Source organism: Citrobacter sp. Colony219 (genome assembly GCF_019382635.1).
Classification (GTDB): domain Bacteria; phylum Pseudomonadota; class Gammaproteobacteria; order Enterobacterales; family Enterobacteriaceae; genus Citrobacter; species Citrobacter youngae.
On record NZ_CP080033.1, the window covers coordinates 3,176,953 to 3,193,339 of the forward strand.

Genomic DNA, 16,387 nt, shown 5'->3' on the forward strand with positions numbered 1-16,387 from the left:
ATATCTACGCCAGAACGATTCATTTATATTCAATATTAAGAATTGCCAGATTTTTCTGTTCATTAAGGTACTGCATTCTCATACTGGCAATTTGCTGGAGGCTTTCAGGGGCCATCGTTATCTGTTGTGTGTTATAGCGACTACTCCGTAACTTGCCATCACGTATACATGACACTTCAATCTGCTGTTGTTGCGAGCTCACATCACAAGGCGATTCAACTATTGCGCCACGAAAATGGATAATCCCGCCAGGTGTGATTTGCTGCGCCGTTGCGGGGAAGATAAAAAAAGAAGTAACACATAAACTGGTACTTAAAATACGTTTTAATAAGGTGCTCATAAGGGTTCCTCAATGATAAACCATCCTTGAGGGATCGAAGTGATCCTTCACCGCTGCGATTAACGACCAAATAAAAACGTTTTCACGTCTCTATATTCATAGAACAGCACCGCTTTCCCAGCCACACCTTTAAAGCAAATACAGCAAAAAATCATGAGCGATTGCTTGAATCAGGCCACTGCTGGGACAGATGCAATGACTGCCCATCCGAAACGGTAACGACAATGTTGACCGTATCTTCAGGTGAAATATTAAAGCTCAGTTTTGTTAATTCAATCGGCCGATTAGCAGGGATCGACAGGCTTGTTTTCTGTTGCGTTTGGCTTTGCCCCCCCGACCCTTTACGTATGGCAAGAACTTGTACCTCGCACACGCAGGGTTGCGATAATGTCACCTGCGGAATAATGGTATACATCTCACCTTGCTGGGTTGTATTAAAGGTTATTTGATTTGAAAGCGCGGCAATGAGTAATAGCGTATGCATAATATGCTCCCGAAAAAAAACAGGGCTTTCGCCCTGTTTATTATCAGTTATAAAACTGAATTAGTGCTGGTTAGCTGTCGCATTGTTGCCATAACCAACCTGCTGAATCAGAACATTCGAGTCAGATGCAGTCTGATTAACCACCGCACCGTTACGACCACCGAACTGAGTTACACTGATGTCAGCATTTTTTGCATTCCACTGATTGATATCAGCGCTGTTCTGGAAGCCAGTCTGTTTCAGGCTAATGGTACTGTCATCAGCACCTTGCCCGACGGTAGCACCGTTACCATGTCCGTGTTGTGTGATGGTCACGTCTGATTTACGTGCATCACTTTGCAGCGCATTCGCAACGTTACTTGACCCATATTGGTAAATACTCAATGAAGAGTCTGGGCCATAATTACTACCGCCACCATGATGATTGCCGCCCCATTGCGGAACAACACCAGCCAGAGCACTGCCAGAAACTACGATTGCTGCGAATGCTGCCACTTTTAAAAGTTTCATGGTAAACCCCCATCGGATTGATTTAAACGTCGTTTACGGATTAGCGTTGAGTAACGCGAATTGCCATTTGCGACTGTCTCTGCACCACAACTGCTGTTTTTTGTGTACCGTACTGGGTAATATTTGCTTTATTACCAGAACCTTTCTGGATAATCATCGCTGTATTACCGTAAGAACTTTGTTTAATACTCGCATCATTGGAGCTGCCCGTTTGATCAATATATGCAAAATTATATGATCCTGTCTGATCTGTTCTCGCCCGGTTACCTGAACCTTCTTGCGAAATGACCGACAATAACTTGCTGCCCTCCTGGCGAGTATTTGCACTGTTAGCAGTGCCAACCTGACCAATAATGGCTGCCTGATTAAATGAAGACTTACTTAATTCATTTACCGCAAAGTTATATTCTGAATTAGCTAAATCATAACTTGTTGCGGATGCAATCCCAGGCACACCCAGTATTGTAAACATCATAAATAACAACTTGTTTTTCATGCTGTCACCCTGGACCTGGTCGTACATGAAGTTAAATTAATTACCACTCAAATTGTTGTTAACATGACTTACATTTGTTAACGCCACGTTACGATGAAGAGTATGTCCGTTGAAACATTTTAAATAACTCACCCGCGAGTGGTATTTTGATATCCAGATTCACCCCAAAGTACTAATTAACAGTGAATAACACCGCTACAGGTATAGGTTTTATTTTTATTTCTCAATCAGAAATGAATTTCTATGCAGTCACTGAAAAAGTGCATTTTCCGCGATTTCAGGGCTTCACAGCACCGTGTCGCGATAGTCATCGATGCAAGTCGTGACAAAGGTCAGTTTTTTCCTCTTAAAATTGTCCAACGTAAAGTGGGACAAAGAATTTAGAATTCATTAGAAATCTAAAACTCGCCAATCATTAATTAAAACCTTATAAATCAATAAATTATTATAATTTGTATGATTTTTTAAATCTATGCAGTAACGGTAAAATGTACAACTTTCCTATCAAATCTAAACTCCAATAAAACCTAAAAATCACATTTTAATATATAATTTTACATCCTGTTACATGTTTAACACTTGCTTTAAGATTTGTAATAGCTAGATTGAAATCAGTTGAAGTCCATTTGTTTTAATATTTTCACCCCTTTGGGTCGGTATTTTATTTCTACACAGCAGTGCAACATCTGTCAGTACTTCTGGTGCCTCTATTTTAGTAGAGACAGCTGTCAGGTGTGCGACTAAAAAGTGGAGTTTCATCATGTTTAATGAAGTCCATAGCATTCATGGTCATACATTATTGTTGATCACGAAACCTTCTTTGCAGGCAACTGCATTATTACAACATTTAAAACAATCACTGGCGCTAACCGGAAAACTACATAATATTCAACGTTCTCTGGATGATATTTCCTCCAGCTGCATTGTTTTACTGGATATGATGGAGGCAGATAAAAAACTGATCCATTACTGGCAAGATAATTTGAGCAGAAAAAACAACAATATAAAGACGTTATTGTTGAATACCCCTGATGACTACCCTTATCGGGATATCGAAAACTGGCCACATATCAATGGCGTGTTTTACGCAACTGAAGACGAACAGCGTGTTGTTAGCGGCTTGCAGGGTGTCTTACGCGGTGAATGTTACTTCACGCAAAAGCTTGCCAGTTATCTGATCACGCATTCTGGAAATTATCGTTATAACAGCACGGAATCAGCGCTGCTGACACACCGTGAAAAAGAGATACTTAATAAATTGCGTATCGGCGCCTCAAATATTGAAATCGCTCGCTCACTATTTATCAGTGAAAATACGGTAAAAACACATCTTTATAATCTTTTCAAAAAGATAGCTGTCAAAAATCGTACGCAGGCGGTCTCATGGGCCAATGATAACCTCAGGCGATAAAGCCATGAAACGCTATTTGACCTGGATTGTGGCAGCAAATTTATTCTTTGCTGCCGGGAATTTGCACGCGGCTACAAGCGTAGAAGTGGAGGTTCCCGGACTGTTAACTGACCACACTGTCTCTTCAATCGGGCATGATTTTTATCGTGCATTTAGTGACAAGTGGGAAAGTGAGTACACAGGAAATTTAACTATCAATGAAAGACCCAGTGCGCGTTGGGGAAGTTGGATCACCATAACGGTCAATCAGGACGTTATCTTCCAGACTTTTTTATTCCCCACGAAAAGAGACTTCGACAAAATTGTCGTCTTCGCATTGGCACAAACTGAGGAAGCATTAAATCGCCGGCAAATAGATCAAACACTATTAAGCACGAGCGATTTAGCGCGCGATGAATTCTAAAACATGATTTTGTCCGGAGGCTTTCATGCGTGTCAAACATGCAGTGGTTTTGCTCATGCTAATTTCACCATTAAGTTGGGCCGGAAACATGACGTTCCAGTTCCGAAATCCAAACTTTGGTGGCAACCCGAATAACGGCGCTTTTTTGTTGAACAGCGCTCAGGCGCAGAACTCCTATAAAGATCCGAGCTATAGCGATTACGGAATTGAAACACCGTCAGCGCTGGATAACTTTACTCAGGCGATTCAGTCACAAATTCTCGGCGGCCTGCTCACCAACATTAATACCGGTAAGCCGGGAAGAATGGTGACCAATGATTTTATCATTGATATCGCTAACCGGGACGGGCAGCTGCAATTGAATGTTACCGACAGGAAATCGGGAAAAACATCAACGATCGAAGTGTCGGGTTTACAAACACAGTCAACCGATTTCTAAGCCATAGCCACGAAAGGAAAAAATCATGCAGCGCTTACTTATAATGGTTGCAGTATTTTTACTCAGCGGATGCTTAACGTCCCCACCGCAAGAAGCCGCTAAACCGACATTAATGCCTCGCGCCCAAAGTTACAAAGACTTGACGCATCTCCCGATGCCTACGGGTAAAATCTTTGTATCGGTTTACAATATCCAGGATGAAACTGGTCAGTTTAAACCTTATCCGGCAAGTAACTTCTCCACTGCCGTACCGCAAAGTGCCACGGCAATGCTGGTTACCGCACTGAAAGATTCGCGTTGGTTCGTGCCGCTGGAGCGTCAGGGATTACAGAACTTACTGAACGAACGAAAAATCATCCGTGCGGCACAGGAAAACGGCACGGTTGCCATTAACAACCGAATTCCGCTGCAATCATTAACCGCAGCTAACGTGATGGTGGAAGGTTCAATCATCGGCTATGAAAGCAACGTTAAATCAGGTGGTGTCGGCGCGCGTTATTTCGGTATTGGTGCCGATACGCAATATCAACTCGACCAGATAGCGGTAAACCTGCGCGTAGTTAACGTCAGTACCGGTGAGATCCTTTCTTCGGTCAATACCAGTAAAACCATCCTGTCTTATGAAGTGCAGGCAGGGGTATTCCGTTTCATTGACTACCAACGGCTTCTGGAAGGGGAAATTGGTTATACCTCTAACGAACCGGTCATGCTTTGCCTGATGTCAGCCATTGAAACTGGCGTTATCTTCCTGATAAATGACGGTATCGATCGCGGCTTGTGGGATTTGCAGGATAAGAAACAAGTTGATAACGACATTCTGGTCAAATACCGCCATATGTCGGTACCTCCAGAGTCCTGATACTAAAGAGAGAATAAAAAGCGTGAGGAAGCCCTCACGCTTTTTTTATTTACTGGTCAGCGTGGATGAAGCCGGGTTTTCGCGACGTGATGCCAGCCACAATCCGCTGTTTTTCATCGCATAGCCGAATACCAGACCTAGCGCCAGAGACGGCACAACCAGTTGCCAATCCCCTTGCCCTGCAAACGTTGCGCATGCGCCAATAAACGTGCCTGGCACAAATGAAAGCAGCCATTGCTTTGCCTGGATACACATCATAAATGCGACAATTCCCGTCATGACATAGCCAAGGATGTTCATATGTGGGGCAAGTGCACTACCATTAATAATCACCAACGCCCACACCACACCGCTTAGCAGCGTACACGCCGAGATCCACAGCCCTTTCAGTCCACCTTGTGGGCAGGCAAAATAGGCTGTACAGCCCAGGAAGCCAGCCCAACTGAGTAAACCAAGAGAAACGGCCACCCATCCCCAGAGTCCGGAGAGAATGCCCGTTGTGATTGCAATAGAGAGAAGTATGTTCATGCCGCGCATCTTAGCAGAAAAACGGCATGGTAATGAGATCGTGCACACAATTCATGCAAGATGATGAATTGCGTTGCAGTATATAGTGACTTAAATCACATTTATTCGTCTGTATCTTCCTGTAATTCATCCCACATTGCACTAATTGCATCGCGCGTCAGTGGCGCCATAGTTCGCCAGAAAGCGGTATTCGCATGCGCCTCAACTTTACCAAGGAACGTGTCGCACCAGGGAAGCAGGTAGTCAACAAACAAGGTTTCCAGTGCTTCACTCTCATCTTCTGCGGACTGGTCTTCAAGCCAGGATGCCGCCAGCAACAAGGTACCAATATGATCGGCTGGTGTATCCGCCAGCGGCATTCCACGCGCAGACAGGAATGCACGAACATCCGCTTCCTTCGCCCCTTCTACCCAGGCGCTACGATAAGGCGGCACTGAACACTCTTTCCCGACAAACAGCGCGTTGTAATCTGCAGCAAGCTGGGGCATATCACAGCTTTTCTGCAAACGGGCCAACAGCTCATCCTGTTCCAGTGGCCAGTTAGCAGACAGTTTACCTTCGCTAATCAAGGTAAACAGGGGAACCAGTAAAGGGTCCTGCGGTTGGCGGTAAAACAGCGAGCCCAGTACACGGCACAGGATAGAAAACTCGTTCATTGATATATTCCAGTTAGTAACAATTAAAGTTCAGCAAATTCCGCGATAGGCTCCATGCCCCGCGATTCCAGAAACGACAGCAAGCGTTTTGGTGAAACGTTCAGAATTCGGTCTTCCGGGAAGCCCACATCATCCAGAATCTTACGGCATTCACCGAACTCTCCCAACGTGAATGCGGTATGGGAATCTGAACCCAGGGCCACCCAGCCACCTGCATCACGTACTGCCGCAGCCACAGCGCGACAGTTATCTTCACTGCCCTTACGCGAATGCAAAAACGAGGAATTATTGATTTCCAGCGCGACCTGATATTTTGCCGCCGCCTGTGCAATTGCGGTGATATCGACGGGATATTTGGGATTTCCTGGATGGCTGATAATATGCACATTGCCGCTCGCCATCGTGGCGATCATCGCCTGGGTATTCGTGTCTTTATCGTGAGGTGCAAAAACCGGCTCATGGAAGCCTGCAATAATCAGATCGAGTGAGTCAAACATCGGCCCTGAGCAGTCAATTTCACCTTCTATATTCTTAATATTCGCCTCAATTCCGCGCAGGATCCCTACGCCATCTACAACACGCGGCCAAATACGCATGTTAATAAAGTGCCAGTGGTGTGGCGCATCCGCCATGTCCGGTCCATGATCGGTGATGGCAAACAGCTTGATACCCTTGCGATGAGCTTCAGCGATGTAATCACTTAAGGTGCTGTAGGCATGGGTGCTGGCAACGGTATGCATATGCAGGTCAACGGGATACATAACTCTCTCCTGTAGTCGTTTTCCGTCAAGGATAGCAGGTATCGCCGCCATTAATACCCTAAATAATTCGGGTTGTATTTAGTCGAAACCCGGCGCTGGCCGGGTTGACATTGATATCAGTAACCCCGAACGCGATCAACCTGACCGGTAACCGCTTTTCCACTTTCCAGGCTCAGGATTGTACGAGAAATATAATCCACCGCTTCCGCTGGGCGCGTTACCGCAGCAATGTGCGGCGTCATCGCCACACGTGGGTGTTTCCACAATGGGTTGTCTTCCGGTAGCGGTTCTCGGCTATAGACATCCAGCATCGCACCTTTCAGTTTTCCGCTATCCAACGATGCCAGAAGATCGTCTTCATTGAGATGAACACCACGCGCCAGGTTCAGCACATAGGCTCCATCCTGTAATTGATTCAACAGTCCGGCATTAATAATGCCTACCGTTTCTGCCGTATTGGGCAGAAGATTAATCAGCACACGCGTCTGGCTTAAAAATGCACTCAATTCTTCGGTGCCCGCAAAACTTTCCACACCAGGCCAGGATTTACGGGTACGGCTCCAACAACGCAGTGGGAACCCCCATGCCTGCAGGCTCTCTGCCACTTTAGCCCCTAATACACCGGCCCCCATGATACCGATGGTAAATTCATCACGGGTGTACTCTTGCAACGGCTGCCACTTCGCCTGGGATTTTAATGCCTGATAGTCATCAAAGCGGCGGAACCAGTGCAACACCTGACTCACCGCATACTCCTGCATTTGCAGACCCATACCGGTATCTTCCAGACGGAAAAGTGGAATCGAGGTATCCAGCATCTCCGGGTGTGCTTTAAGCTTACTGAGGATGGAGTCCACTCCGGCTCCCAATGCAAAGACAGCTTTTAACTTTCGCCCTGCCAGCATTTCAACCGGCGGATGCCAGACCAGCGCATAGTCGGCATGGGCATTATCACCCGCTTTCCACTCGCGAACGTTAGCGCCAGGGATGGCTTTCGTCAGCGCCTTTACCCACCAGGCCGTATCAAATGTAGGGTGATAGAAAATTATTTCCATATTGTCTCCTGAACATTGTTATGCGGAACATTCTCGCACTTATTATCATCATTTTCCGAGGGAACATCAGATTAGCAAATTTCAGAGTGCTGGCAAAAAAAACAATTCCCGCTCATTTAAGCCCCATGTTGCTTGAAGTTTGTGTAAATGCACGTTTTTTTGAAAAAGTAGATTGACGCCGGGGCGGTATTTCCCCTACATTAGCGCCCGTTCCAGCAGTACAGGAACAACAATATGGTGAGGTGTCCGAGTGGCTGAAGGAGCACGCCTGGAAAGTGTGTATACGGCAACGTATCCGGGGTTCGAATCCCCGCCTCACCGCCATATTCGAGAAAGAGCTCGTACGCAAGTACGGGCTTTTTTTCGCCTCTGTCCCATACAGACTATCAACCGCCCTCAGAACCCGTCGATGGATCTTCGCTTTCAGTCAGTTCCTACGCCATATATGCATTCCTGACATACACTAGTTAAAACGATAAAAGTGAGGCAACAGGATGATAGCATTCCCGGCCAGCTTACTGATCCTGAATGGAAAAAGTGCTGATAACCTTCCCCTGCGTGACGCTATCGCTCAACTGCGCAATGAGAGTGTCGAAATCCATGTTCGCGTGACCTGGGAAAAAGGCGATGCACAACGTTACGTTGATGAAGCGCTCCGGTTGGGCGTAGCAACGGTGATTGCCGGCGGTGGTGACGGTACCATCAACGAAGTATCCACTGCGCTGATCCACTGTCAGGGGGAGAATGTTCCGGCGCTCGGGATTTTGCCATTGGGAACGGCAAATGATTTTGCTACCAGCGTTGGCATTCCTGAAGCGCTGGACAAGGCATTAAAGCTGGCCATTGCCGGGAATTCGGTAGAGATTGATATGGTGCAGGTCAACGATAAAACCTGCTTTATCAATATGGCGACAGGAGGGTTCGGTACTCGGATCACTACCGAAACACCGGAGAAACTCAAAGCCGCCCTTGGCGGTGTGTCGTACTTTATTCACGGGTTAATGCGCATGGATACGCTGAAGCCAGACAGTTGCGAAATTCGCGGCGAAAACTTTCACTGGCAGGGGGACGCGCTGGTGATTGGTATTGGCAATGGGCGTCAGGCCGGTGGTGGACAGCAACTTTGCCCGACAGCGCTCATTAATGACGGCCTGCTGCAACTGCGAATCTTTACCGGTGAGGAGCTGATTCCGGCACTGCTATCGGCGATAACTCAGTCCGAAGACAATCCGAATATCATTGATGGCACATCATCATGGTTTGATATCCGTGCGCCACATGAAATTACCTTCAATCTGGATGGAGAACCGCTCAGCGGGCAAGAGTTTCATGTTGAAATCCTGCCTGCAGCCCTGCGCTGCAGGCTACCGCCGGGTTGCCCATTATTGCGCTAATCCGACGGCACTCTACTGACATCAGGCAATCGTGACTTTGTTATCCAGATAAACATCCTGGACGGCATTAATCAGCTTCACGCCGTCAGCCATGGTTTTCTTGAACGCTTTACGTCCAAGAATTAACCCCATGCCACCGGCACGCTTGTTAATCACCGCGGTACGTACCGCATCGCTGAGATCGGTTTCTCCGCCGGCCGCACCACCGGAGTTAATGAGTCCGGCGCGTCCCATATAGCAGTTCGCCAGTTGATAACGCACCAGGTCAATCGGGTTATCACTGGTCAGCTTGCTATAGACACGATCGTCGGTATAGCCGAAGTTAACCGCTTTATACCCGCCGTTATTCTCCGCCATTTTCTGTTTAACGATATCCGCGCCGATAGTTGCCGCCAGATGGTTTGCCTGCCCGGTCAAATCAGCCGAAACATGATAATCCACACCGTCTTTCTTAAACGCAGAGTTGCGCAAATAGGCCCACAGTACCGTCACCATGCCCAGCTCATGGGCGCGCTCAAAGGCTGCAGAGATCTCTTCAATCTGGCGGCGCGACTCCTCTGAACCAAAATAAATGGTTGCCCCCACCGCGACCGCGCCCATATTGAACGCTTGCTCCACGCTGGCATACAGCGTCTGGTCAAAGGTATTCGGGTAGCTAAGCGTTTCGTTATGGTTAATTTTCACCAGGAATGGAATGCGATGCGCATAACGGCGGGAAACAGACGCCAGCACGCCATAGGTTGACGCGACGCAGTTGCAGCCCGCTTCAATCGCCAGCTCAACAATATTTTTCGGATCAAAATACAGCGGGTTTGCGGCAAACGATGCCCCAGCAGAATGTTCCACACCCTGGTCTACAGGCAGAATCGACAAATAACCGGTCCCGGCGAGCCGTCCGGTGTTGTACAGCGTCTGCATATTACGCAGCACAGCGGGGGGACGGTTATTGTCAACCATCACGCGGTCGACGTAATCATGTCCTGGCAGGTAAAGTTGGTCAGAAGGAATGGTCATACAACGATGCTGTAAAAGGTTGTCGGCATCTTTGCCAAGCAACTGCGCAATATCAGTCATAGCTATGCTCCCGTAAGTTCCGATTTGATCTCGGAAGTGGATTGTCCTGACCCGCCTGATGGCGGGCAGCAATAAGCCTGGTACTGACTGCGCATTTTTTCCATCTTTAGCGCACTTTTCAGCGATTTCCGCTGGCTCGATTCAGGCATCAAAAAATGATACAGCGGTCAAATTTAGACCATAAAGGTATTTAAAAGGTATTGTTGAATGGTACTATCCAGACGTACCTTACCTGTCATGAAGGATTTAAAGATGAAAACTACAGTTAAGCTGTCGTTCATGATGTTTGTGGAGTGGTTTATCTGGGGCGCCTGGTTTGTGCCGCTTTGGCTCTGGCTGAGTAAAAGCGGCTTTACTGCTGGTGAAATTGGCTGGTCTTATGCCTGTACCGCCATTGCCGCGATCCTCTCACCGATCTTCGTCGGTTCGATCACTGACCGCTTTTTCTCTGCGCAAAAAGTACTGGCAGTGCTGATGTTTGTCGGCGCGATTTTGATGTATTTTGCAGCGCAGCAGACGACGTTCGGCGGATTCTTTCCGCTATTGCTGGCGTATTCACTCACCTATATGCCGACGATTGCACTAACCAACAGTATCGCCTTCGCCAACGTCCCGGATGTCGAACGTGATTTTCCGCGCATTCGCGTAATGGGCACGATCGGCTGGATTGCTTCCGGCCTGGCTTGCGGGTTCTTACCGCAAATGCTCGGCTATAACGACATTTCACCGACCAACATTCCGCTGCTCATTACGGCCGCGAGTTCCGCGTTACTGGGTATCTTCGCTTTCTTTTTACCGGATACACCACCGAAAAGTACCGGCAAGATGGATTTCAAAGTCATGCTGGGTCTGGATGCGCTGATCCTGCTGCGTGATAAGAACTTCCTGGTCTTTTTCTTCTGCTCTTTTCTGTTTGCCATGCCGCTGGCGTTTTACTACATCTTCGCCAACGGCTACCTGACAGAAGTTGGGATGAAAAATGCGACCGGCTGGATGACGCTGGGCCAGTTCTCTGAAATTTTCTTCATGCTGGCACTGCCGTTCTTCACAAAACGCTTTGGCATTAAAAAGGTACTGTTGCTTGGTCTTATCACTGCCGCGATCCGCTACGGATTTTTTGTTTACGGCGGCGCGGAAGAATATTTCACCTACGCCCTGCTATTTCTCGGCATTCTGCTACATGGCGTTAGCTACGACTTCTACTACGTTACGGCCTACATCTATGTCGATAAAAAAGCGCCAGTGCACATGCGTACCGCTGCGCAGGGGTTAATCACTCTCTGCTGTCAGGGATTCGGCAGCCTGCTCGGCTACCGCCTGGGTGGGGTGATGATGGAAAAAATGTTTGCTTATAAAGAGCCGGTGAATGGCCTCACCTTTAACTGGGCTGGCATGTGGGGATTTGGCGCGATCATGATCGCCGTTATCGCCGTGCTGTTTATGATTTTCTTTCGCGAGTCAGACAAAGAAATCACCGCCATTAAGGTGGACGACCGCGATATCGTATTGCAACAAGGGGAAATTAAATGAAAGCAGAACGTATTCTCGGTGCTCTTTATGGGCAGGCGTTAGGGGATGCGATGGGTATGCCGTCGGAACTGTGGCCACGAACCCGGGTAAAAGCTCACTTCGGTTGGATCGACCGTTTTTTGCCCGGTCCGGCGGAGAATAATGCCGCCTGCTATTTCAGCCAGGCGGAGTTCACTGATGACACCTCCATGGCGCTGTGTCTGGCAGATGCCCTGCTCGAGTGCGACGGAGAAATTGTACCCGACGTTATTGGTCGCAATATTCTGGCCTGGGCAGAGCGCTTTGATGCCTTTAATAAAAACGTGCTGGGTCCGACCTCAAAAATTGCGCTCAATGCCATCCGCGATGGTAAGCCCGTTGCTAAGCTGGAAAACAACGGTGTCACCAATGGGGCGGCTATGCGCGTGTCGCCGTTGGGATGTCTGCTGCCCGCGCGCGATCTCGATGCCTTTATCGACGACGTAGCATTAGCTTCCAGTCCAACGCATAAATCGGATCTGGCTATTGCTGGCGCAGTTGTGGTCGCATGGGCGGTATCACGCGCCATTGATGGCGGTAAATGGTCGGAGATTGTCGACGCACTGCCCGCCATTGCCCGGCATGCCCAGCAAAAGCGGATCACCACCTTCAGCGCGTCTCTCTGTGCACGCCTTGAACTGGCGCTGAAAATCGTCCGTAATGCCGACGGCTTTGAGTCTGCCAGTGAGCAGCTGTATCAGGTGGTGGGGGCTGGAACCAGTACGATTGAATCCGTACCTTGCGCCATCGCGATGGTCGAACTGGCGCAGACCGATCCCAACCGCTGCGCCATTCTGTGCGCGAACCTCGGCGGCGATACCGACACCATCGGGGCGATGGCAACCGCCATTTGTGGCGCGCTGCACGGCGTCGGCGCGATTGACCCGGCATTGAAACATGAGCTTGATGCGGTAAATCAGCTGGACTTTATCCGCTACGCCAGTGGATTAATGCAGCTGCGTGAGCATCGGGAGGCGCGATGAACACCACGCGCCTACAACACCTTCTCCCACAGTTACATACACAGCGGCCTGTCACGGTAGTCGGCGCGGCGGTTATTGATGTGATTGCCGATGCGTATGCCCTTCCCTGGCGCGGCTGTGATATTGAGCTTAAGCAGCAAGGGGTGAACGTTGGCGGCTGCGCGCTCAATATTGCCGTGGCGCTTAAACGTTTAGGTATCGAGGCCAGCAATGCGTTACCGCTGGGTCAGGGCGTGTGGGCCGATATTATCCGCAACCGTATGGTGAAAGAAGGATTGCACAGCCTGATCGATAATGCCGAAGGCGATAACGGCTGGTGTCTGGCATTGGTAGAGCCAGACGGTGAACGCACATTTATGTCCTTTAGCGGCGTTGAGAATCAGTGGAATGCCGCCTGGCTGGCACAGCTGGATATCCCGCGTCATAGCCTGGTGTATCTCTCGGGTTATCAGCTAGCATCCCCGTGCGGTGAATTGCTGGTGCAGTGGCTGGAAGGTCTGGAAGAGGTGACGCCGTTTATCGATTTTGGCCCGCGCATCGGCGACATTCCCGAGCCCTTACTGGTACGAATTATGGCCTGCCGTCCGCTGGTGTCACTTAATCGTCAGGAGGCGGAAATTGCTGCCGAGCGATTTGCATTGAGTCAGGATGTGGAAGGTTTTGGCGCAGAATGGGTGCAGCGTTTCACCGCACCGGTGGTCGTGCGTCACGATAAAGACGGCGCATGGTATTTCAGCGCACAGACATCTGGCTGCGTACCGCCATTTGCAACGGCGGTCGTTGACACCATTGGCGCAGGTGACAGCCACGCCGGCGGCATGCTGGCTGGGCTGGCATCAGGCTGGTCGCTGGGCGATGCCGTCCTGCTTGGCAATGCAGTAGCATCCTGGGTGGTGGGTCACCGCGGCGGCGACTGCGCCCCCTCACGCGAGGCGTTACTCCTCGCACACAAAGACGTATAGGTCGCTTCGACAGTAACTGATACTGTATTCAATAGGCCGTTGCTGCTGATCAAGCGCTACCTGCTTGATCACCAGTACCGGCACTTTGCTGTCCATCTGGATATGTGACTGAAACTCGGCGTCCGGCATCCGCGCGCTAACGCGTGAGCGTGTGCGCTGTGGAAAGATATGCTGGCTGCGGAAATAGTCGTACAGTGAAACGCCAATGGCATCCACGTCATGGATAAGATGGGCGGGTACCCATGATTCTTCAATAGACACAGCATCTTCATCAACATAGCGAATGCGCTTGAGCAAGAAGACCTCACTGCCGACAGCAATGGCCAACTGCTGAGCCACCTCTTCCGGGCAGGGCACCACGCGTTTATTCACCCACAGCGTATCCGGCTTTTTACCGCGCAACACCACCTGTTGTGAAAAACCGCGCGCTTCTTTGAGCGAATACTCGAAGATGTTATTGATTTGCGTCCCGTAGCCACGCGCACGCGTCACCACCCCCTCTTCTTCCAGCGCCTGCATCGCTTTGCGCACCGTAATGCGTGAAACGCCGGTCAACTGGCTGAGGTCGCGCTCGCCAGGCAGGATATTGCCATGCTCCAGGATCCCACTGCGCACAGCGTTCTTAACCGTTTGAGCGAATTTCATATACAGCGGCGTGTTGTCCGCCGCTGAAATACGTTCATTCAGTTGCGCGATAAGCTGGGTATGCGCTTGTTCCATTTATCTTTTTCCTGGCAGCCGTTTCTGCAGCCAGTATACCATTTCTGCTCATCACCACCACGCGTGGAAATGATGCACCGGACCAATCCCCTCGCCCACTTCCAGCGTATCCGCCTGCGCCAGCGCCGCAGAGAGCCACAACTTAGCCTCCTGTACCGTATCAGCCCAGTTAACATGGCGTGGACGCAGTGCCGCCAGCGCTGCTGACAACGTGCACCCTGTTCCGTGCGTATTTTTTGTCACCACCCTTGGCGCGGTGAAACGCTGTTCGCCATCGCGGGTAAACAGCCAGTCAGGGCTTTGCTCATCATCAAGATGACCCCCTTTCATTAATACCGCCTCACAGCCCAGCGCCCGCAACGCGCGCCCCTGCTCTAACATTTCCTGCTCCGTTCGGGCATGCGATGCCCCGAGCAACGCCGCCGCCTCCGGCAGATTAGGGGTAATAATCGACACTTGCGGTAACAGACGGGTACGCAGCGTTTCAACCGCAGAGGAAGACAACAGCGGATCGCCGCTTTTTGCCAACATTACCGTATCCAGTACGACGTTTTGTACCCGATGACGCTGTAAACGTTCGGCAACGGCTTCGACAATATCGGTTTCTGCCAGCATGCCGATTTTGGTGGTATCGATGCGCACATCGCTGAACACCGAGTCCAGCTGTGCAGCAACAAAGTCAGATTCAATGCGATACACCGACTGCACCCCGCGCGTATTTTGCGCCACCAGTGCCGTGATTACTGAGCAGCCATAAGCGCCGAGTGCCGAAAAAGTTTTTAAGTCGGCCTGGATCCCCGCGCCACCGCTTGGATCGGTTCCGGCGATCGTTAATGCGTTAATCCGTTTCATGCTTGCTCCTGGGCGTTCAGGTTATAGAGAGCGTCGAGAAATGCCGGAACAAAACTTCCCGGTCCCGTCGATTGTTCAGTGGCGCGTTGTCCGGCTTGCTTCATCCAGCTACAGGCTGAAGCAACATTATTCAACCGGTCGCCCTCCAGGGCGCAACTGGCTGCGACTACCGCTGACAATGCACAGCCGGTGCCCACTACGCGCGTCATCAACGGGTCACCGCCGTTCACGCAGACGGTACGCTGACCATCGGTAACGTAGTCAACTTCGCCGGTCACCACGACAATGGTTCCAACCTGGCGTGCCAGTGTTTGTGCTGCCGGAAGGGCTACCGCTGGCGTATCCGTCGTGTCTACACCGCGCCCCACTCCGTTCATCCCCGCCAGCGCAAGGATTTCTGAGGCGTTACCGCGAATAGCCGCTGGCTGTAGCGCCAGTAAATCCAGACAGAAACGACGACGAAACGCCAGTGCGCCTACGGCAACGGGATCGAGCGTCCAGGGGGTTTTCGCCTGCTGCGCCTGTTCAACGGCGGCACGCATTGCCGTTGCCCGCGCCTGAGTCAGTGTCCCAACATTAATGAGCAGCGCCTGGGCAATAGCAGCAAACTGGCTGGCTTCCTCAGGTTCGATCACCATCGCGGGCGATGCGCCAAGTGCCAGTAACGTATTGGCAGTGAAGCTTTGCACAACCTCGTTGGTCATACAGTGAGTGAGGGGGGAAAGCGTTCTAAATTGGTGTAAGGTGTGGGCCGCAAGTGCGCGGCTGTGCAGGTCAGGCTGCATGGTTCAGCTCCTGCCCGCGTGAAAGAAGGGACACGAGCAGTGTCAGACTTCCCTACGCTGGCATTATCCAGATCAGGTGGTACGGGTATTTCTCAGCCTTCACGCGGAAGGGCACCCCGAGTCGTTT

20 protein-coding genes, 1 tRNA gene and 1 riboswitch are annotated in these 16,387 nt (G+C 50.2%); of the genes, 9 read left to right on the top strand and 12 right to left on the bottom strand.

The features are described 5' to 3' along the window. Positions 1-19: 19 nt before the first annotated feature. The 4 genes from JTI85_RS14390 to csgB all read right to left on the bottom strand — a co-directional run bounded on the left by JTI85_RS14390 (position 20) and on the right by csgB (position 1,830). The gene (locus JTI85_RS14390) at positions 20-340 is read right to left on the bottom strand and encodes a type 1 fimbrial protein (RefSeq protein WP_061068135.1); all 321 of its coding nucleotides are present in this window, start codon (positions 338-340) and stop codon (positions 20-22) included. Between the two features lie 151 nt (positions 341-491). Further along, positions 492-824, bottom strand: coding sequence for a curli assembly chaperone CsgC (gene csgC, locus JTI85_RS14395; protein ID WP_048211208.1), 333 nt, complete (start codon positions 822-824; stop codon positions 492-494). Positions 825-884: 60 nt separating this feature from the next. Continuing rightward, positions 885-1,334: a curli major subunit CsgA gene (gene csgA, locus JTI85_RS14400; RefSeq protein ID WP_048211207.1), complete on the bottom strand. Its 450-nt coding sequence runs from the start codon at positions 1,332-1,334 to the stop codon at positions 885-887. Positions 1,335-1,374: 40 nt separating this feature from the next. Further along, on the bottom strand, positions 1,375-1,830 hold the full coding sequence (gene csgB / locus JTI85_RS14405; protein WP_048211206.1) for a curli minor subunit CsgB: 456 nt from the start codon (positions 1,828-1,830) through the stop codon (positions 1,375-1,377). 760 nt (positions 1,831-2,590) lie between these two features. Between csgB and csgD the strand changes: the two genes are divergently transcribed. The 4 genes from csgD to csgG are packed head-to-tail and all read left to right on the top strand — an operon-like array spanning position 2,591 to position 4,942. Next, positions 2,591-3,241 carry a biofilm master transcriptional regulator CsgD gene (csgD, locus tag JTI85_RS14410; protein WP_005129125.1) on the top strand — a complete coding sequence of 217 codons (651 nt, stop codon included), beginning with the start codon at positions 2,591-2,593 and terminating at the stop codon, positions 3,239-3,241. A 4-nt stretch (positions 3,242-3,245) separates the two neighbouring features. After that, positions 3,246-3,644, top strand: coding sequence for a curli production assembly/transport protein CsgE (csgE, locus tag JTI85_RS14415; protein ID WP_061068136.1), 399 nt, complete (start codon positions 3,246-3,248; stop codon positions 3,642-3,644). Positions 3,645-3,669: 25 nt separating this feature from the next. Continuing rightward, entirely contained in the window at positions 3,670-4,083 is a 414-nt protein-coding gene (gene csgF / locus JTI85_RS14420; protein ID WP_005129126.1) for a curli production assembly/transport protein CsgF, read from the top strand. Positions 4,084-4,108: 25 nt separating this feature from the next. After that, on the top strand, positions 4,109-4,942 hold the full coding sequence (gene csgG, locus JTI85_RS14425) for a curli production assembly/transport protein CsgG (RefSeq protein ID WP_048211204.1): 834 nt from the start codon (positions 4,109-4,111) through the stop codon (positions 4,940-4,942). 45 nt (positions 4,943-4,987) lie between these two features. Here the strand turns inward: csgG and JTI85_RS14430 are convergent, their stop codons facing one another. The 4 genes from JTI85_RS14430 to ghrA form a co-directional block, all read right to left on the bottom strand. Further along, on the bottom strand, positions 4,988-5,470 hold the full coding sequence (locus JTI85_RS14430; RefSeq protein ID WP_219351661.1) for a DUF1097 domain-containing protein: 483 nt from the start codon (positions 5,468-5,470) through the stop codon (positions 4,988-4,990). Positions 5,471-5,571: 101 nt separating this feature from the next. Then, entirely contained in the window at positions 5,572-6,126 is a 555-nt protein-coding gene (locus JTI85_RS14435) for a molecular chaperone (RefSeq protein WP_005129133.1), read from the bottom strand. Between the two features lie 23 nt (positions 6,127-6,149). Beyond that, positions 6,150-6,887 (bottom strand): phosphatase, encoded by a 738-nt coding sequence (locus JTI85_RS14440; RefSeq protein WP_048211201.1) that lies wholly within the window; start codon positions 6,885-6,887, stop codon positions 6,150-6,152. Positions 6,888-7,003: 116 nt separating this feature from the next. Next, on the bottom strand, positions 7,004-7,942 hold the full coding sequence (gene ghrA / locus JTI85_RS14445; protein ID WP_040230648.1) for a glyoxylate/hydroxypyruvate reductase GhrA: 939 nt from the start codon (positions 7,940-7,942) through the stop codon (positions 7,004-7,006). A 236-nt stretch (positions 7,943-8,178) separates the two neighbouring features. Here ghrA and JTI85_RS14450 point away from each other — a divergent pair. Both JTI85_RS14450 and yegS read left to right on the top strand, forming a co-directional pair. Further along, positions 8,179-8,266 (top strand) — tRNA-Ser (locus JTI85_RS14450). A 170-nt stretch (positions 8,267-8,436) separates the two neighbouring features. After that, on the top strand, positions 8,437-9,336 hold the full coding sequence (gene yegS, locus JTI85_RS14455) for a lipid kinase YegS (protein WP_124020715.1): 900 nt from the start codon (positions 8,437-8,439) through the stop codon (positions 9,334-9,336). A 21-nt stretch (positions 9,337-9,357) separates the two neighbouring features. On the opposite strand, the gene fbaB is transcribed toward yegS, so the two are convergent. Next, a complete protein-coding gene (gene fbaB / locus JTI85_RS14460) occupies positions 9,358-10,410 on the bottom strand; it encodes a class I fructose-bisphosphate aldolase (protein WP_005129139.1) in 1,053 nt (350 codons plus the stop codon). A gap of 252 nt (positions 10,411-10,662) precedes the next feature. Here fbaB and JTI85_RS14465 point away from each other — a divergent pair, with 252 nt between their 5' ends. From JTI85_RS14465 to JTI85_RS14475, 3 genes are read left to right on the top strand one after another with little or no spacing between them, the layout of a single operon-like run. After that, positions 10,663-11,940, top strand: a complete 1,278-nt coding sequence (locus JTI85_RS14465) for a nucleoside permease (RefSeq protein WP_048211198.1) — start codon at positions 10,663-10,665, stop codon at positions 11,938-11,940. Continuing rightward, positions 11,937-12,941 (top strand): ADP-ribosylglycohydrolase family protein, encoded by a 1,005-nt coding sequence (locus tag JTI85_RS14470; RefSeq protein WP_219351662.1) that lies wholly within the window; start codon positions 11,937-11,939, stop codon positions 12,939-12,941. The genes JTI85_RS14465 and JTI85_RS14470 overlap by 4 nt, the downstream gene beginning before the upstream one ends. Beyond that, positions 12,938-13,903 (top strand): PfkB family carbohydrate kinase, encoded by a 966-nt coding sequence (locus tag JTI85_RS14475; RefSeq protein WP_219351663.1) that lies wholly within the window; start codon positions 12,938-12,940, stop codon positions 13,901-13,903. Before JTI85_RS14470 ends, JTI85_RS14475 begins: the two co-directional genes overlap by 4 nt. Here JTI85_RS14475 and JTI85_RS14480 read toward each other — a convergent pair. The 3 genes from JTI85_RS14480 to thiM are packed head-to-tail and all read right to left on the bottom strand — an operon-like array spanning position 13,877 to position 16,260. Continuing rightward, on the bottom strand, positions 13,877-14,623 hold the full coding sequence (locus tag JTI85_RS14480; protein ID WP_005129153.1) for a GntR family transcriptional regulator: 747 nt from the start codon (positions 14,621-14,623) through the stop codon (positions 13,877-13,879). The two genes, JTI85_RS14475 and JTI85_RS14480, sit on opposite strands and share 27 nt — an antisense overlap. A 51-nt stretch (positions 14,624-14,674) precedes the next feature. After that, on the bottom strand, positions 14,675-15,475 hold the full coding sequence (gene thiD / locus JTI85_RS14485) for a bifunctional hydroxymethylpyrimidine kinase/phosphomethylpyrimidine kinase (RefSeq protein WP_219351664.1): 801 nt from the start codon (positions 15,473-15,475) through the stop codon (positions 14,675-14,677). After that, complete coding sequence (thiM, locus tag JTI85_RS14490; protein WP_101742044.1) at positions 15,472-16,260, bottom strand: hydroxyethylthiazole kinase; 789 nt, start codon at positions 16,258-16,260, stop codon at positions 15,472-15,474. Before thiM ends, thiD begins: the two co-directional genes overlap by 4 nt. Before the next feature lie 32 nt (positions 16,261-16,292). Continuing rightward, positions 16,293-16,387, bottom strand: a riboswitch (TPP riboswitch).

Coding starts and splice junctions, on each gene's coding strand:
- JTI85_RS14390 (WP_061068135.1), bottom strand. CDS start 340: ATGAGCACCTTATTAAAACGTATTTTAAGTACCAGTTTATGTGTTACT.
- csgC (WP_048211208.1), bottom strand. CDS start 824: ATGCATACGCTATTACTCATTGCCGCGCTTTCAAATCAAATAACCTTT.
- csgA (WP_048211207.1), bottom strand. CDS start 1,334: ATGAAACTTTTAAAAGTGGCAGCATTCGCAGCAATCGTAGTTTCTGGC.
- csgB (WP_048211206.1), bottom strand. CDS start 1,830: ATGAAAAACAAGTTGTTATTTATGATGTTTACAATACTGGGTGTGCCT.
- csgD (WP_005129125.1), top strand. CDS start 2,591: ATGTTTAATGAAGTCCATAGCATTCATGGTCATACATTATTGTTGATC.
- csgE (WP_061068136.1), top strand. CDS start 3,246: ATGAAACGCTATTTGACCTGGATTGTGGCAGCAAATTTATTCTTTGCT.
- csgF (WP_005129126.1), top strand. CDS start 3,670: ATGCGTGTCAAACATGCAGTGGTTTTGCTCATGCTAATTTCACCATTA.
- csgG (WP_048211204.1), top strand. CDS start 4,109: ATGCAGCGCTTACTTATAATGGTTGCAGTATTTTTACTCAGCGGATGC.
- JTI85_RS14430 (WP_219351661.1), bottom strand. CDS start 5,470: ATGAACATACTTCTCTCTATTGCAATCACAACGGGCATTCTCTCCGGA.
- JTI85_RS14435 (WP_005129133.1), bottom strand. CDS start 6,126: ATGAACGAGTTTTCTATCCTGTGCCGTGTACTGGGCTCGCTGTTTTAC.
- JTI85_RS14440 (WP_048211201.1), bottom strand. CDS start 6,887: ATGTATCCCGTTGACCTGCATATGCATACCGTTGCCAGCACCCATGCC.
- ghrA (WP_040230648.1), bottom strand. CDS start 7,942: ATGGAAATAATTTTCTATCACCCTACATTTGATACGGCCTGGTGGGTA.
- yegS (WP_124020715.1), top strand. CDS start 8,437: ATGATAGCATTCCCGGCCAGCTTACTGATCCTGAATGGAAAAAGTGCT.
- fbaB (WP_005129139.1), bottom strand. CDS start 10,410: ATGACTGATATTGCGCAGTTGCTTGGCAAAGATGCCGACAACCTTTTA.
- JTI85_RS14465 (WP_048211198.1), top strand. CDS start 10,663: ATGAAAACTACAGTTAAGCTGTCGTTCATGATGTTTGTGGAGTGGTTT.
- JTI85_RS14470 (WP_219351662.1), top strand. CDS start 11,937: ATGAAAGCAGAACGTATTCTCGGTGCTCTTTATGGGCAGGCGTTAGGG.
- JTI85_RS14475 (WP_219351663.1), top strand. CDS start 12,938: ATGAACACCACGCGCCTACAACACCTTCTCCCACAGTTACATACACAG.
- JTI85_RS14480 (WP_005129153.1), bottom strand. CDS start 14,623: ATGGAACAAGCGCATACCCAGCTTATCGCGCAACTGAATGAACGTATT.
- thiD (WP_219351664.1), bottom strand. CDS start 15,475: ATGAAACGGATTAACGCATTAACGATCGCCGGAACCGATCCAAGCGGT.
- thiM (WP_101742044.1), bottom strand. CDS start 16,260: ATGCAGCCTGACCTGCACAGCCGCGCACTTGCGGCCCACACCTTACAC.